This window comes from Streptomyces sp. NPDC021093, assembly GCF_044333135.1.
GTDB lineage: Bacteria > Actinomycetota > Actinomycetes > Streptomycetales > Streptomycetaceae > Streptomyces.
In genome coordinates, this window is record NZ_JBIRQJ010000013.1 from 294,038 (window position 1) to 309,636 (window position 15,599).

Genomic DNA, 15,599 nt, shown 5'->3' on the forward strand with positions numbered 1-15,599 from the left:
AGCGGCCCGCCCGGTCGCACCTGTACGGGCCGCCCCGCAAGCACGGCGGCCACCTCTGCCTGCCCTCGCGCCCCAGCGCCCGTGCCCCCGCAGCCTCGCGCCAGCGCACTCGCGCTTCCGTGCCCCCGTGCCCCGCCGCCTCGCGCCCAGCGCCCCGTGCCCCGCCGCCCCGCCGCCCCGCCGCCCCGCCGCCTCGCGCCCCGTGCCCCGTGCCCCCGAGCCCCCGAGCCCCCGAGCCCCCGAGCCCCGCCTACTCCACCACCACCCCGCACCTCTCCCGCGCTGCCGAGCTCGCCCCCGCGAACAGTTCGATCTTGCCGGGCTCGACCACGAAGCGGCCGTCCACCGCGTTCGTCCAGAAGCCGATGTCCGCCGCGCCGAGCGTGAAGCGGACCGTCTTCCGCTCGCCCACCCCCAGCGTCACCCGCTCGAAGCCGCGCAGCCGCCGTACCGGCTGGACCAGCGTCGCGACGGGGTCGTGCAGGTAGAGCTGGACGACCTCGTCGCCCTCCCGGTCCCCCGTGTTCCGCACCGGCACCTCCACCTCGAAGGTTTCGCCGCGCCTGAGGTCCGCCGCCGCGATCCGCGCGACGCTCGCCCTCGGTGTGCCGATCTCGAAGGTCGTGTAGCTCAGCCCGTACCCGAAGGGGAACTGCGGGGTCCGGTCGACGTCCAGATAGCCGGTGATGAACGTGTTGCCGGGGGACGCGGGGTCGTACGGCCGCCCCGTGTTCTCGTGGTTGTAGTGGACAGGGAGCTGCCCGACGTCGCGCGGGAAGGAGGCCGGGAGTTTGCCGCCCGGGTTGACCTTGCCGTAGAGGACGTCGGCGATCGCGTTGCCGCCCTCGATGCCGGGGTGCCACGCCTCCAGGACCGCCGGCGCCGACTCCAGCCAGTTGCCGATGGTCAGCGGGCGGCCGTTGAGCAGGACCACGACGAACGGCTTGCCGGTGGCCGCGACCGCCGCGATCAGGCCCTCCTGGCCGCCGGGCAGGCCCAGGTCGCTGCGCGAGGCCGCCTCGCCGCTGAGCTTCGCGCCCTCGCCGACCACCACCACGATCAGGTCCGCACGCTCCGTGGCCCCCACCCCGTACGTCACCTTGGCACCGCGTCCCGCGGCGTCCCTGATCCCGGCCAGCACGCTCACCGGCGGGAACTTCTCCCCGCCTGGTCCCGCCCAAGTCCCTTGCATGTCACGGGAGTCGGCGAAGGGGCCGACCACCGCCACCGCCGTCCCGGCCGCGATCGGCAGCACCCCGCCCTCGTTCTTCAGCAGCACCGTCGACCGTGCGGCGGCCTCGCGTGCGGCCTTGCGGGCGGCGGCCGTCGGCACTTCCACGACGGCGGACTCGTCGACGTACGGCTGAGCGAAGAGCCCGAGGGCGTACTTGACGCGCAGGACCCGGGCCACCGCGTCGTCGAGGCGGTCCTCCTTGATGCGGCCCGCGGCGAGCAACTCCGCGCCGTGGTCGGCGAGATGGGTGCTGACCATCTCCATGTCGACGCCCGCGTTCAGCGCGATGCGGCCGGCCTCGGCGCCGTCGGCGGCGAAACCGTGCGGGAGGAGTTCGCCGACGCCGTTCCAGTCGCTGACGACGAGCCCTTCGAACTCCCAGTCCTCCTTGAGGATTTCGGTGAGGGTGTGCCCGTTGGCGTGGGCGGGGATGCCGCTGAGGGTGTTGAAGGAGGCCATGACGGTGGCGCAGCCCGCGTCGAGGGCCGCCTTGAAGGGCGGGAGGTAGAGGTTGCGCAGCCGGGACTCCGAGACGTCGACGGTGTTGTAGTCGCGGCCGCCCTCCGCACCCCCGTACGCCACGAAGTGCTTCGCGCAGGCCGCGACGCGGTCCGGCGCACTCAGGTCGTCGCCCTGGTAGCCGCGCGTCTTGGCCGCCGCGAACACCGCCGTCAGGTACGGGTCCTCGCCGCAGCTCTCCGCGATGCGGCCCCAGCGGGGCTCGTGGGTGACGTCCATCATCGGGGCGAACGTCCAGTGGGTGCCGTGGGAGCGGGCCTCCTTCGCCGACACCTCGCCGTCGACGCGCGCGACCTCGGGGTCGAAGCTGGCGGCCTGGGCGAGCGGGATCGGGAAGGTGGTCCAGAAGCCGTGGATGACGTCGAGGCCGAAGAGCAGCGGGATGCCGAGGCGGGACTCCTCGACGGCGATCCGCTGGAGCGCGTTGCTGTTCCGGGCACCGATGATGTTGAGGACCGACCCCAACTCCCCTTTCCTGGCGGCCTCTTCGGCCGCCGCGGTCTGGCTGCCGCCGGGGCCCGTCGCGCCGGTCCAGGCGAGCTGCTGGAGCTGGCCGAGCTTCTCCGTGACGGTCATGCGGGCGATCAGCGCCCGGATCTCGTCCTCGTGCCCGAGGAGCCCGAGGAGCCCGCCGCGCCGGGCAGGACCGTCACGCCCCACGGCCGACGCCGCACCGGCCGCGCCCGCGCCCGCCACCGCTCCGCCCCCGCTCATCGCCGCGAGGAAGGTCCGCCGTCCCACGCCGCCGTCACCGTCGCCCATGTCTTCACCTTTTGGATCGGTCGACCCGGCCGGTCGCCGTCGGACCGGCCGGTTGCCATGGAGGCTCTCACAGGTGGGCGAGCAGATCGTCCAGCGGGCGCGGCACGCGGTCCAGGTCGAGGGCGTCGACCATCGCCCGTGCGTAGTGCTCCTTGCGGCCGCCGGTGGTGCCCATGAAGCGGCGCAGCTGCTGGAGTGCGGTTCTGGTCCGCTGGGCGGGCTGGTTGCGGAAGGTGCGCAATGACCTCAAGTCGCCCTCGGTGTCGACGACTTGTTCCACTCCTGCCGGGCCGAGCGCGCGGATCAGTTCGTCCTCCAGGTCGGCGTCGCACACGTAGAAGCCGAGCCGCTGAAGTTCTCCGTGCGTACGGGGGCTGCCGAGGCCCGCGCGCTCCAGGGCGCGCCGGAAGAAGCCGACCTCGGCCGCGTCGCACAGTCCGGCGAGCCTGATGTCGAGCCCCTGCGGGCCGAGCAGGGCGAGGAACCTGCCGATGCTGGTCGCCCCGCCGAGCGGAACGACGCACACACCCTCCGCTTCGAGGTCGCGCCCCCTGCGCACGGCCAGTGCCTCCAGCGCGGCCCGGTCGCTGATGCCCTCGACGAGTACCACGGTGCGCAGCCCGGTGCCCGTCGCCAGTTCGCGGGCGGCCTCGGCAGCCGCGGGGGCGTCCGGGCCCCCGGCCGCCCAGGCGACGGCGGCCGCCCGGAAGCGGCCCGGCTCGTGCAACTGCTGCTTCTCGTCCACCGGGCCAGTCTCGCAGCCACGTCAACGGGATATCCGGCCGCGCGCCGGGCGGTGGCACCCCAGGCAGTGGCACCCCGGGCGGTGGCACCCCAGGCACTGGCACCCCGGGCAGTGTCACCCCGGCGGGGCCACGAGCCCGGTGTCGTACGCGATGATGACGAGCTGCACCCGGTCGCGTGCGTCGAGTTTGGTGAACAGCCGTGCCACATGGGCCTTCACGGTGGCGACGCTGATGAAGAGCGCGGCGGCGATCTCGCTGTTGGAGAGCCCGCGCCCGACGTGCGTGAGCACCTCGCGCTCCCGCTCGGTGATCGCACCGAGGGCCTTCCGCGCCGCGGGCGGCGGTCCTGGCGCGGGGCGGGCGGCGAACTCCGCGAGCAGACGGCGGGTGACGCCGGGTGCGATGAGCGCGTCCCCTGCGGCGACCACGCGGATCGCGGCGAGGATCTCCTCCAGCGCCATGTCCTTGACGACGAAGCCGCTCGCGCCCGCCCGCAGCGAGCCGTGGACGTACGCGTCGTCGTCGAAGGTGGTGAGCATCAGGACGCGGACCGAGGGGTGGGCGGCGGTGATCTGCCGGGTGGCCTCGATGCCGTCGGTGCCGGGCATCCGGATGTCCATGACGACGACGTCCGGGCGGTCGGCGGCCGTCCTGGCGACCGCCTCCGCTCCGTTCGCGGCCTCGCCGACCACCATGAGGTCGGGCGTGTCGGTCATCAGGACGCGCAGCCCGGCCCGTACGAGCGGCTGGTCGTCGGCGAGGAGTACGCGCACGGTCATCGCACCAACTCCTGTTCCGGTACGGCCGGTTCGGTTGGCAGCGGCAGTGTGGCCGCCACCCGGAAGCCGCCGCCCTCGCGCGGACCCGCACTGAACTCGCCGTGCAGGAGCGCCACCCGCTCGCGCATCCCGAGCAGCCCGTAGCCGATCCCCTGCGGCCGGCCGCCGCCGCGTCCCTCGTCAACGATCTCGATGCCGATCTCCTCCTGGCGCAGCGCGAGCGTCACCCGGCAGCTCGGGGCTCCGGCGTGCCGTACGACATTGGTGACGGCCTCCTGCACGATGCGGTACGCGGAAAGGTCCAGGTCGGCGGGGAGCTGTCGCCGCTCCCCCGTCCACTCCACGTCGACCCGCACCCCTGCGGCGGTCGTCGCCTCGGCCAGCCGGTCGAGGCCGGCGAGGCCGGGCGCGGGGTCCAGCGGCACGCCTTCTCGTACGTTTCCCGGCTCGGCCTGCCGCAGCGCGCCGAGCATGCGGCGCAGCCCGGAGAGCGTGTCGCGGCCGGTGGTCTCGATGGCGGTCAGCGCGTTGCGGGCCTCCTGCGGCTGGGTCTCGATGACCCGGCTGCCGACGCCCGCCTGGATGGCGATGATGCCGATGCTGTGCGCGACCATGTCGTGCAACTCCCTTGCGATGCGCAGGCGTTCGGCGGTGACGGCCTGGGCGGCGGCCTGGGCGCTGAGGGCTGCGGCGTGCTGACGGCGTTCCCGTACCGAGAAACCGATGCCCCAGCCGACGACGAGCACGAGGAGGAACAGGACGAGGGTGCTGACGAAGACGTTCGACCCCGAGGTGAAGTACGGGGCTGCCGCCGCCTGCACCCCGAACACCGCGACCACCGCACCGATCGACATCCGCAGCGAACACGTGGCCGCGATGATGCCCACGGCGAGGGCCCCCGACAGTACGAGGGGGTACCCGGCCCACTCGGACTCCATCTGCACCGGCACGACGGGGTAGCCGCGCGGGAACTCCACCCACCGGGTGGGCACCGTCGTCCCGGCCGCGAACGTCCCCACGAGGACCGACACCAGCCCGGCCAGCGGCCGGCGGCGCAGCAGGCCCACCGGCAGTACGGACAGGAGGGCGGGGAGGAGGACCTGGAGCGCGGTGGAGTAGTTGCGGCTCTCGAACACCGCGAAGTAGAGGACCACGGGGAAGACGACGGCCCCGGCCCAGGCCAGGGCGTTGCGGACCTCCGGTGCCGGGCGCCGCACGAGCGGTGCGGGGCGGGACGCGGGCCGGTGGGGGCGGGACGTGGGCGGGGCAGTGACTTCCTCGTACATGTGGCCGATCGTATGGGCCGGCCGACGGCTGGTCATTGGCCCGTGGGCGTACGTCCACGGGCTGCCCGTGGAGCCCGGGAGGTGGCCGACGGTGCGATGCCGGCCCTGGCGGTGGCACGGCAGCGTGGGGCACGTGATCGAAGCCAACGAACTGACGAAACGATTCGGGAGGACCACCGCCGTGCGCGGTCTGTCCTTCACCGTGCGCCCTGGGCACGTCACCGGGTTCCTGGGCCCCAACGGCTCGGGGAAGTCCACCACGCTGCGCATGATCCTCGGTCTGAACGCTCCGACCTCCGGTGCGGCGCTGGTCGACGGCCGCCCGTTCCGGGACCGGCCGCGCGGGCTGCGGGACGTCGGGGCTCTCCTCGACGCCCACGACGTGCACAAGGGGTTCACCGCGCGCGCCCACCTGTCCGTACTGGCCCGCAGCAACGGCATTGCCCGGCGGCGGGTGACCGAGGTGCTGGAGGAGGTGGGTCTCGCTCAGGCGGCGGGGCGCCGGATCGGCGGTTTCTCGCTCGGCATGAAGCAGCGGCTGGGCATCGCGGGCGCGCTGCTCGGCGACCCGCCCGTCCTGCTCTTCGACGAGCCCGTCAACGGGCTCGATCCGGAAGGGGTGTTGTGGCTGCGGACCCTGTTGCGGCGGCTGGCGGGCGAGGGCCGGACGGTGTTCGTGTCGAGCCACATGATGTCGGAGATGGAGAACACCGCCGAGCAGCTGATCGTCATCGGGCGGGGCGAACTGATCGCCGCCGAGAGCCTGGCGGAGTTCGCGGCGCGCGGCACGCGGCTGAGCGTGTCGGTACGCACTCCGGACGCGGTCTCGCTCGCTCCCGTACTGACCGGAGAGGGGGCGGCCGTGGAGGCGGGCGCGGACGGGCTGTTGACGGTGACGGGGCTGCCCGCTTCCCGGATCGGCGAGCTGGCTGCCCGGAGCGGGGTGGTCGTGCATGAACTCTCCACCCGCACCTCCTCGTTGGAGGACGCCTTCATGGAACTGACCGCCGACAGCGTGGAGTACCCCGCCGGACAGACTGGAGCAACCCGATGACCGCCACGCTCGCCGCACTCGACACCTCCGCCGCCGCCAGCGCCGCCCATCGGGCCCGTTTCTCCGACCTCCTCGCCGCCGAGTGGGCCAAGCTGTGGTCGCTGCGCTCGATGCGCTGGTCCTTCCCGGTGACGGCGGTGATCGTCGTCGGGATCGGCGCGAACAGCGCACTGGCCGACTACCGGAACTGGTCGCAGTACCCGCAAGAAGTTGTCGACGACCTCGCCCGCTCCTGGGCGATCAAGGACGCCTTCCCCATCGCTTCGGCCATGGTCCTGATGTTGATCGTCGGCACACTGGGCGCGCTCTGCGTCGTCAACGAGTACTCAAGCGGCTTGATCCGTACGACCTTCGCGGCCGTTCCTGCCCGCCGCTCGGCACTGGCAGCCAAGATGACCGTCATGACGAGCGTGACGACCGCCTTCGGGTTGCTCGTCGTGGCGGTGTCGTACGCGGTCACGCAGGCGATCCTCTCGGGGCGCGGAGTGAGCCTGTCGCTCGGCGATCCGGAGGTGCTGCGCTCGCTCACCGCCTCTGCGTCGCTGGCCCCGGTGAGCGCTCTGGTCGGACTGGGGATCGGAGTGCTGATCCGGCACGGCGCGGCGACCGTGGCGGTGACCGCGCTGCTCCTCATCCTTCTACCGACGTTCCTCAGCCAGGAAGAGGCGTGGACGGCGGCGCTCAAGTTCGCGATGCCGTTCAATGCGTGGTCCAACCTGGCCACCGTCGACCCGGCCTTCTTCACGCCACTCCCCCACACCCCCTCGCCGGGCCATTCGTGGATCGTGCTGGCGGTCTGGCCGGTCCTCGCGGTGGCGACCGCGATCGGCCTCATCCACCGCAGGGACCTGTGACGAAACGTCAGGTACTCCGGTAGAGCTCCTCGATCTCACTCTCGTACGCCCTCTCCACAGCCCCCCGCCTGACCTTGAGGGACGGTGTCAGCATCCCGTTCTCCTCGCTGAACTCCCCTTCCACCAGCCGGAATCGACGGATGGACTCGGCCCGCGACACGGCCTCGTTGGCGTAGTCCACGGCCTTCTGTACGTCGGCTCGGAGCTCGGGGTCGTCGAGGAGTTTCGCGAGGGGGGTGTCGCGCGGCCGTTTCCGTACGGCCAGCCAGTGCTGGAGCGCGTCCGGCTCCAACGTCACCAGGGCGGCGATGTAGGAACGGTTGTCGCCGACGACCAGGCACTGGCCGACGGGCGGTCGGCTGCGCAGCCGGTCCTCCAGGACGCTGGGGGAGACGTTCTTGCCGCCGGAGGTGACGAGGATGTCCTTCTTGCGGCCGGTGATGGTGAGGTAGCCGTCGTCGTCGAGGGCGCCGAGGTCGCCGGTGGCGAACCAGCCGCCGTGCAGGACCTCGCCGCTGGCGGCCGGGTCGTTCCAGTACGAGCCGAACACGATCTCGCCCTTGACCAGGACTTCTCCGTCGTCGGCGATGCGTATCGCGGTGCCGGGCACGGGCTGGCCGACGGTGCCGGGGCGGGGCGAGAGGGGCGGGACGATGGTGGCGGCGGCGGTCGTCTCGGTGAGGCCGTAGCCCTCGTAGACGGTGATTCCGGCGGCGTAGAAGAAGAGGTTGAGACGGCGGTCGAGCGGGGAGCCGCCGCTGATCGCGTACCGCAGCCGGCCGCCGAGCTCCTTGCGGATCCGCCGGTAGACCAGCAGGTCGTACAAGGCCCACCCGGCGTACAGCCCAGGCCCTGGCCCCTTCCCCCTGCCGAGGAACTTCGCGAGGTACGCCTCCCCGAACCGCACCCCGATCCGGTCGGCCCGCTCGAAGGACGCACCACGCCCCATCTTCTCGGCGGTGGCCCGCCCGGTGTCGTGGATCTTCTCGAAGAGGTACGGCACGCCGACGATGAAAGTGGGCTTGAACTCCTGTAATTCGGGGCGGAGTTCATCGGGTTTGACGCTGGGGCAGTGGCCGATCTCGATACGGGCCTGGAGGCAGGCGATCTGGATCGCCCGGCCGAGTATGTGGGCGAGCGGCAGGAAGAGCAGGGTGGAGGCGGTCTGCCCGGTGACGGCCTCGAAGACGGGGTGCAGCAGCCCGACCGTGTTGCCCGCCTCGGCGAGGAGGTTGGCGTGGGTGAGGGCGCACCCTTTGGGACGGCCGGTGGTGCCGGAGGTGTAGCAGAGGGTGGCGACGGTGTCGGGGGTGAGCGCGGAACGCCGCGCGATGACCTCCTCGTCGCCGATCTCCCGTCCCGCGTCGGCGAGTTGGGCCATGGCGTCCGCGTCGAGGGTCCAGACCCGCGGGGGGATGTCCCGCTCCTTCGAGGCCTCGGCGACGAGTCGCGCGTTGTCCCGGGTCTCCGCGACGAGGAAGCGGGCGCCGGAGTCACGGAGGATCCACTCGACCTGTCCGGCCGACGAGGTGGCGTAGACGGGTACGGTCTGGCCGCCCGCCGCCCAGATGGCGAAGTCGAGGACGGCCCACTCGTAGCGGGTGCGGCTCATCACGGCGACCCGGCCGCCCGGTTCGAGACCGGCGGCGATCAACCCCTTTGCCACGGCGGTGACTTCGGTGGCGAAGGCGGCGGCGGTGACGGGCCGCCAGCTCCCGGTCCGTGCGTCCTTGCGGCGCAGCACCACTTGGTCGGGAGCTTCGGCGGCGTTGACGTACGGGATGTCGGCGGTGCTTCTGGTGAAGGTACCGGTGACGGTGGCGAGTGCGGAGGCCCGCGCCTCGCGCACCACTCCGTCCTCCCGGGTCAGTTCCACAGTGACGCGGTCGACGAGACCGCTGTGCTTCCGCGCCTTCTTCAGATCCTTGCGTACGCCCATCACGGCTCCTTGGATCCGGCTGACTTCGCGGTCAACCTACCGCCGCGTAACCGCACGGAGAAGTAGCCCGTACCGAGAAGTAATCTGCACCGTCACCGGACCGGTCCGCCCCCGCGTGCAGAGACGGCCCACCGGTGTGATCGTGCGAAGGTGACCACTGCCAGCGAGAACGCCAGCGCATCAGCACCCGCTCCGCGGGCCGACGTGCGGCCCGCGGAGCCCGTGCCGCCCGTCCTGGACGGCCGCAGACGCAACATCGTCTTCGGCACGATCATGCTGGGCGTGCTGCTCGCGGCCCTCGACCAGACGATCGTCGGCACGGCCCTGCCGACGATCGTCTCGGATCTGGGCGGGGCCGCCCACATGTCGTGGGTGGTCACGGCATATCTGTTGGCGGAGACGGTCGCAACGGTCCTGGTCGGCAAGTTCGGCGACCTCTTCGGCCGGAAGATCGTCTTCCAGGTCTCGGCGATCGTCTTCATCACCGGCTCGTTCCTGTGCGGTCTGGCGACCGACATGACGCTGCTGATCGCCTGGCGCGGCGTGCAGGGCATCGGCGCCGGCGGTCTGATGGTCACGGCCATGGCGCTGATCGCGGACGTGATCCCGCTGCGCGAGCGCGGCAAGTACCAGGGTGCGATCGGCGCGGTCTTCGGCGTCTCGACGGTGATCGGCCCACTCCTCGGCGGCCTGTTCACGGACCACCTGTCGTGGCGCTGGGCGTTCTACGTCAACGTCCCGATCGCGATCCTGGTGGTGATCGCGGCAGCCCGTACGATCCCCTCCGTCAAGTCGGCGAGCAAGCCGCGCATCGACTACCTCGGCATCGCCCTGGTGGCGATCGGGTCCAGCGCCCTGGTCCTGGCGACGAGCTGGGGCGGCAACGAGTACGCGTGGGGCTCGGTGACCATCATCGGCCTGTTCGTCGGCGGCATCGTCGCCCTCGGACTCTTCTGCGTCGTGGAGACGCGGGCGGCGGAGCCCATGCTCCCCATGAAGCTGTTCGCCAACCCGGTCTTCACGGTCTGCTCGATCCTCAGCTTCATCGTGGGCTTCGCGATGCTCGGCGCGATGACGTTCCTGCCGACGTACCTGCAGTACGTGGACGGGGACTCGGCCACGGTCTCGGGCGTCCGTACCCTCCCCATGGTCGTCGGCCTGCTCATCGCGTCGATCTTCAGCGGCAACGTGGTCAGCAAGACGGGCACGTACCGCATCTTCCCCATCATCGGCTCCGCGGTGATGGGCCTCGGCCTCTACCTCCTCTCTCTCATGGGCCCGGCCAGCAACACCTGGCTCGAATCCCTCTACATGTTCGTGCTGGGCGTCGGCATCGGCCTGTGCATGCAGGTGCTGACGATCGCCGTGCAGAACACGGTCGACTACGCGGACCTGGGCACGGCCACCTCCGGCGTCACCTTCTTCCGTACGCTCGGCAGCTCGTTCGGCGCGGCCGTCTTCGGCACGATCTACGCGAACTCGCTGAAGCCGAACCTGGAAGCGGGGGTAACTGCCGCAGTGCGCCTAGCACCTCCCGGAACGGACCCGGCCTCGGTCGCGCAGGCCGCACAGAACCCGCAATCGCTGCACAAGCTCCCCGCCACGCAGGTGGCACCGATCGTCGACGCGTACGCGGAATCCCTCTCCACGGTGTTCCTGTGGACGGTGCCGGTGGCAGTGCTGGGGTTCGTGGTGTCGCTGTTCCTGAAACAGGTGGAGCTGCGGGACACGGCGAGGGTGGGTTCCACGGACCTCGGCGAAGGCTTCGCACAGCCGTCACCGAGCGGGGCGGGCGGTTCGTCGCAGGCGCTGGAGCTGGCGGTCGCGAGGATCGTCCGGTCCAAGAACGCGGTGACGGCCCGCCAGATCGTGGCGGAGTCCGACACGAGGCTGGACATCGCGGGGGCATGGGCGGTCATGCAGGTCAACTTCTTCACGCGCATGGTCGGCCATGCGACGCTCGGGCTGATCGCGGGACGGCAGAACGTACCGCCGGAGGTCCTGCTGCCGGTCTTCGACCGGATGGTCGACGAGGGCTACCTGACCCGCGACGGCAACTTCCTCTCCCACACGGCGGCGGGCGAACGCGAGGCGGAGGTCATCACGGCGGCATGGTCGGACTGGCTCGGCGCACAGCTGGAGAAGGACGCGGGCCGACCGAGGAGCGCGGAACTGAGGGCGGCGGCGGACCGGATCGCGAAGAGGCTGCTGGCGGAGGATCTGGCGGCAAATCTGCCGGAACAGGTGAGGAGTGGGGCGGGGGCTTCGGTCCGGTAGCGGCACGTGGGCCGGATGCCCCGGATCCGGGCCGGGGCATCGGGCCCACCGTACGAAACGGTCTTCGACGTCAGCCGGTGACGCGCAACGCATCGCCCTTCACACCGGCCACGAACGACGCCCACGGCACGGCCCCGAAGACGAGCGCGGGCCCCTCAGGGGCCTTGCTGTCGCGTACGGGCACGAGGCCGGGAAAGCGGTCAGCGACCTCGACGCACTCGCCACCGTCGGTGTTGCTGTACGAACTCTTGCGCCAGACAGCGGTGCTCAAGTCGATGGATCGCACGGTACGTCCTCCCATACGTCACGGTCGGAGGCGATCAGCCGGCGGCGCGCAGTGCGTCACCCTTCACGCCGCCCACGAATGACGACCACACTGCAGCCCTGAAGACGAGCGCGGGCCCCTCAGGGGCCTTGCTGTCGCGTACGGGCACGAGGCCGGGAAAGCGGTCAGCGACCTCGACGCACTGGCCACCGTCGGTGTTGCTGTACGAACTCTTGCGCCAGACAGCGGTGCTCAAGTCGATCGATCGCACGGTACGTCCTCCAGCATGTCCGTGATGAACTTCCGCGACTCTGTCGGACTCAGGGCCAGGTCGCGCACCACATCATAGGCACGCTGCATGCGCTCAACCTGCCTGGATTCCGCCACCAGTTCGCCGCGGAAGTTGTTCTCGGAGTACGCGAAGGGCTGGCCGTCCGCCATCCGTAGAAACATGACATCCGTACTCATCAAATGATGCAGCCCGGCGTCGAACGGCAGCACGTGCAGCGCGACGTTGGGCCGGTCGGCAGCCTCCACCAGGTGCTCAAGCTGCTCCCGCCGTACACGCGCATCACTCAACGGAATGCGCAGGACCGTCTCCGACAGGATGGTGCGGAAGTGCGGCGCGCCGTCGCCCTCCAGCATCTCGGCCCGCCCCACACGGGCGGCGACCTGCTGGTTCAACTCCTCCCCCCGCAATCCGCCCGCCGCGAGGGCCTCACGCGCGTACCCCTCGGTCTGAAGCAGTCCGGGCGGCGCACTGACCGCGTAGTGCCACAGGCTGACCGCCTCGGCCTCCAACGTCATGTACCGCCGGTACTGCTCCCGGAACTGCGTCGGATCCCCCACCGCCAGCTCCCACAGGGTCAGCAGCAGCCCAGGCGTCCCGTAATGCTGATCAAGAGCCTGCACGACCTCAGGCCCACCCAACGTCTCCCCACTCTCCATCTTCCCGAACAACGACCAGTCCCAGCCCAGCACTTCACCGAGCTTGCGCAGACTGTCACCGCGCGCGGTCCGCAACCGGTGCAACTCCTCGGCGAACCGCACTCGCGGCTCCTGACTCCGACCAGTGATGACCCGTCTCGTCGGCATCGCATCGACCTCCATGGCTCGCTCGTGGAAGGTGTGGAACTAGCTTCGGGGAGAGGGGAAGTTCATCCCAAAACGGGCATTCGGACTGCGACTCGGGGTCACTCTCGTAGTGCCCAGCAAATACGCAGAGTAGTCCAAGTGCCGTACGCCCCTCAGGTGTTGGCCGGACGGAGCGGAACAGCACATGACGAAGGACCGACGGCACTCGACGCCGAACGACGAGGACACGGTGGTACTGCGCTGGGGGTACGCACCACGGGCGGTAGGCCTGGCCCGCGAGGAACTACGGAAGACACTGGCCGGATGGGGCCTGACCACACTGGAGGACCCGGCAGCCCTCATCCTCTCGGAACTCCTCACCAACGCACAGCGATACGGACGGGCACCGGGCCGAGAGATCGAGACAAGATTCGCCCGCCTGACCGGGGGTGCCGGGGGCGGGGTCCGCGTGGAGGTGCACGACGCGTCCCCCTGCCTCCCCCACGCGCGCGAGGCAGCCCCGGACGAGTGCGAAGGCCGCGGCCTGTTCCTGGTAAGCCTGCTAGCGGACCGCTGGGGCGTAACGGACCGAAACGGCCCCGGCAAGCAGGTGTGGGCGGAGTGCGAACACTCCCTGACCGCCCCGCCCACGACGAAGCCAGCACTCCACTGACTCCGCACACCCCAACCCCCAACCCCCGCCCCACCGAACCACACTGGCTCAAGGCAAGCCCGGCCGGCAGTTCAGCTCAGCTCACCAAGGCCCGCTGAGGCGATTCGAGGATGATGCGCTCGGCGGTCTGCTCGGGTGTGAGAGCGGCAGTGTCGAACCACCAGCCCACATCGCCGAACTCGCGCTTCATGTCGGCTTCCAGGGCTTCATAGCCTGCGAAGTAGAAGCGCTCCCTTGGATCACGAATGGTGTTGCGGTACTTGCACACCTCGATGCCGGGTGCGAGCACGATGAACATCACCTGCCGTGCCGGGAGGAGGGAGACGAAGGAGTCCAATTGCTTGCGGTCGGGAATCACGGTATCGATCACGGGCGTGAATCCGGCGTCGGAGAAGTTGTTCGCCAGCGCACACATATTGCGGTTGCACAGCTCGACTTGGCGGGCTGCCTCGTGGACAGGTTCCCCGAGCGGCCCCACACGGCCGCCGACGACCAGGGTGCTGAAGAAGTAGCCGTCCATCCGTGCAGATCGCGGCAGACGCTCTGCGATCAACCTGGTCACCGTCGACTTCCCGGCCCCGGGCATCCCCGTCACGATCAGGCAACTCGCCCCGTCGGCAGCAATCATGACGGGCAGCTTGCCAGGACGGACGTTGGGCGGCAATCAGGTTTAACGGGCGTCAGAAGAGCGGCCCCGCTCAGGGCAGGTGGGCTGGGTAGCCCTCGCGCTGGTGCAGGTGAGGTTACGGGGGTGAGTGACGCCGTTGAGTTCCGGCACGGCACCTCCGGCACCGCCACCCCATCCAGGTATCCGTCGCGGAGATTTCCCCTGCCGGAGATCCACGCCGCGCAACTCCTCGCCGACGACCGGTTCCTGTCGACCGAACGGGTCGTAGAAGGGGTCGGCGACAGCAGTGCCGACCGTGGTCTTCAGCAGCCGGTTGCGGTCGTAGCCGAAGGTGGTCGTGTTGCCCTTGATCGTCTGTGAGATGACGTTGGCGTTGTCGTCGTGAACGTACGTCTCGACGCCCGCGCCGTTGCCGGTCTTGTCCGCCTTCGCGAGCCGGTCCGCCGGGACGTAGGTGTAGTCGGTCGTGGAGGAGAGAAGTTCCGCCGCCTTGTCGGCGTTCCACTTCTTCGCAACGCCCTGCGCCTTGTTGCCGTTGACGTCGTACGCGTGGTCGGAGATCAGGCTCCCGTCGGGCGCTCCGTCATGGTCTGTTCGGAATCGAGACGCCTCCAGCGACCCCGCTCGTCATGCTCGCCCAGTAGATGGACAGACTGTCGGGAATCCGATTGCCACCCGTGTAGTGGGAATTAACCGAGTCCCAGATCGTTTCGCTGCCCTTCACCTGGGCGACCCGCTGTTGGCAGCATCTTTCTGGCTTGTAGTAGCCCAGAGGGGTCCGGTCCGTCCCGAGCTATCGAGCGAGCTGTAGTACACCATGATCGAACCAGCCGCACAGCCTTCCTCAGCAAACAAAAGGCGATCGACCTGAGTGATTGTGACTACACAATAGACATGCCTCGCAATTCCTGAGAGAGCGAGAGTGGAATCGATGGATCAGAAACGCGGGCGGGGGCACTAAAGACCCCCACCCGCGCACTCTACAGTTCGAGCCTTGCAGCCTCCAACGAACCAATAATTCGGCATTCACCAGTTTCGAGATGGACCACCACGGGACCTGATCCCACAGCCATATCTCGCCAGTCACCGGTCCGAATATAGTCAACGGATTGGCAGGCGAAGTACAGCACACCTTCTCGCAGGTGTGGTTCTCCGTCCATCAATGTCATTGGCATTTCCCAGTGGCGTTGAGGAGATTTCAAGAACTGGTCCGCCAATTCCCGTGCCTGCTCTTTGCCGATCATCCAGTCCTCAACAATGCGTTGATCTTGCAGAAGCTCAGGGCACTACCGAGGGATGAGCGTGGCCGATCACTGGCGAACACCGGTGATCGGCCACGCTACGAAGGTTCAGAACGTGCACTGCGACCTCAAGGTGCGAGGTGACAGAAATTGTTCCAGATGATCACTCCTGCCTAAGGCTTGTCCCGCAATGATCACGGAACCGCGTACGGAGCTGTCGGGTGGAGTGGTGGGGTGCTCAGCCGGTGGCTTGCGGGGTGTCCAGTGA

The 15,599-nt window shown here is 69.7% G+C and carries 15 protein-coding genes; 5 read left to right on the forward strand and 10 right to left on the reverse strand.

The window, feature by feature from the left end:
- Positions 1 to 250: 250 nt before the first annotated feature.
- The 4 genes from ACH4SP_RS35180 to ACH4SP_RS35195 all read right to left on the reverse strand — a co-directional run bounded on the left by ACH4SP_RS35180 (position 251) and on the right by ACH4SP_RS35195 (position 5,326).
- Positions 251 to 2,515, reverse strand: a complete 2,265-nt coding sequence (locus tag ACH4SP_RS35180; RefSeq protein ID WP_398421169.1) for a glycoside hydrolase family 3 N-terminal domain-containing protein — start codon at positions 2,513 to 2,515, stop codon at positions 251 to 253.
- Positions 2,516 to 2,582: 67 nt separating this feature from the next.
- Positions 2,583 to 3,242, reverse strand: a complete 660-nt coding sequence (locus tag ACH4SP_RS35185) for a TOPRIM nucleotidyl transferase/hydrolase domain-containing protein (RefSeq protein ID WP_398421233.1) — start codon at positions 3,240 to 3,242, stop codon at positions 2,583 to 2,585.
- A gap of 132 nt (positions 3,243 to 3,374) precedes the next feature.
- The gene (locus ACH4SP_RS35190) at positions 3,375 to 4,040 is read right to left on the reverse strand and encodes a response regulator (RefSeq protein WP_398421171.1); all 666 of its coding nucleotides are present in this window, start codon (positions 4,038 to 4,040) and stop codon (positions 3,375 to 3,377) included.
- The gene (locus ACH4SP_RS35195; protein ID WP_398421173.1) at positions 4,037 to 5,326 is read right to left on the reverse strand and encodes a sensor histidine kinase; all 1,290 of its coding nucleotides are present in this window, start codon (positions 5,324 to 5,326) and stop codon (positions 4,037 to 4,039) included. The genes ACH4SP_RS35190 and ACH4SP_RS35195 overlap by 4 nt, the downstream gene beginning before the upstream one ends.
- Positions 5,327 to 5,459: 133 nt before the next feature.
- On the opposite strand from ACH4SP_RS35195, the gene ACH4SP_RS35200 reads away from it, so the two are divergent.
- Positions 5,460 to 6,380, forward strand: coding sequence for an ABC transporter ATP-binding protein (locus ACH4SP_RS35200; protein WP_398421175.1), 921 nt, complete (start codon positions 5,460 to 5,462; stop codon positions 6,378 to 6,380).
- Complete coding sequence (locus ACH4SP_RS35205) at positions 6,377 to 7,234, forward strand: ABC transporter permease (RefSeq protein WP_398421177.1); 858 nt, start codon at positions 6,377 to 6,379, stop codon at positions 7,232 to 7,234. Before ACH4SP_RS35200 ends, ACH4SP_RS35205 begins: the two co-directional genes overlap by 4 nt.
- 7 nt (positions 7,235 to 7,241) lie before the next feature.
- On the opposite strand, the gene ACH4SP_RS35210 is transcribed toward ACH4SP_RS35205, so the two are convergent.
- Positions 7,242 to 9,173, reverse strand: coding sequence for an AMP-dependent synthetase/ligase (locus ACH4SP_RS35210; protein ID WP_398421179.1), 1,932 nt, complete (start codon positions 9,171 to 9,173; stop codon positions 7,242 to 7,244).
- 150 nt (positions 9,174 to 9,323) lie between these two features.
- Here ACH4SP_RS35210 and ACH4SP_RS35215 point away from each other — a divergent pair, with 150 nt between their 5' ends.
- Positions 9,324 to 11,450, forward strand: a complete 2,127-nt coding sequence (locus ACH4SP_RS35215) for an MDR family MFS transporter (protein WP_398421181.1) — start codon at positions 9,324 to 9,326, stop codon at positions 11,448 to 11,450.
- A 70-nt stretch (positions 11,451 to 11,520) separates the two neighbouring features.
- Here ACH4SP_RS35215 and ACH4SP_RS35220 read toward each other — a convergent pair whose 3' ends face one another.
- From ACH4SP_RS35220 to ACH4SP_RS35230, 3 genes are read right to left on the reverse strand one after another with little or no spacing between them, the layout of a single operon-like run.
- Entirely contained in the window at positions 11,521 to 11,736 is a 216-nt protein-coding gene (locus tag ACH4SP_RS35220; RefSeq protein ID WP_398421183.1) for a DUF397 domain-containing protein, read from the reverse strand.
- Between the two features lie 34 nt (positions 11,737 to 11,770).
- Positions 11,771 to 11,971: a DUF397 domain-containing protein gene (locus ACH4SP_RS35225; RefSeq protein WP_398421185.1), complete on the reverse strand. Its 201-nt coding sequence runs from the start codon at positions 11,969 to 11,971 to the stop codon at positions 11,771 to 11,773.
- Positions 11,968 to 12,810, reverse strand: coding sequence for a helix-turn-helix domain-containing protein (locus ACH4SP_RS35230; RefSeq protein WP_398421235.1), 843 nt, complete (start codon positions 12,808 to 12,810; stop codon positions 11,968 to 11,970). Before ACH4SP_RS35230 ends, ACH4SP_RS35225 begins: the two co-directional genes overlap by 4 nt.
- 184 nt (positions 12,811 to 12,994) lie before the next feature.
- Between ACH4SP_RS35230 and ACH4SP_RS35235 the strand changes: the two genes are divergently transcribed.
- Positions 12,995 to 13,462, forward strand: a complete 468-nt coding sequence (locus ACH4SP_RS35235) for an ATP-binding protein (protein ID WP_398421187.1) — start codon at positions 12,995 to 12,997, stop codon at positions 13,460 to 13,462.
- Between the two features lie 76 nt (positions 13,463 to 13,538).
- On the opposite strand, the gene ACH4SP_RS35240 is transcribed toward ACH4SP_RS35235, so the two are convergent.
- Positions 13,539 to 14,090, reverse strand: coding sequence for a phosphotransferase (locus ACH4SP_RS35240; protein WP_398421189.1), 552 nt, complete (start codon positions 14,088 to 14,090; stop codon positions 13,539 to 13,541).
- Between the two features lie 123 nt (positions 14,091 to 14,213).
- Between ACH4SP_RS35240 and ACH4SP_RS35245 the strand changes: the two genes are divergently transcribed.
- Positions 14,214 to 14,450 carry a hypothetical protein gene (locus tag ACH4SP_RS35245; RefSeq protein ID WP_398421191.1) on the forward strand — a complete coding sequence of 79 codons (237 nt, stop codon included), beginning with the start codon at positions 14,214 to 14,216 and terminating at the stop codon, positions 14,448 to 14,450.
- A 620-nt stretch (positions 14,451 to 15,070) separates the two neighbouring features.
- Here ACH4SP_RS35245 and ACH4SP_RS35250 read toward each other — a convergent pair.
- A complete protein-coding gene (locus ACH4SP_RS35250) occupies positions 15,071 to 15,334 on the reverse strand; it encodes a YrhB domain-containing protein (protein ID WP_398421193.1) in 264 nt (87 codons plus the stop codon).
- Positions 15,335 to 15,599 lie beyond the last annotated feature (265 nt).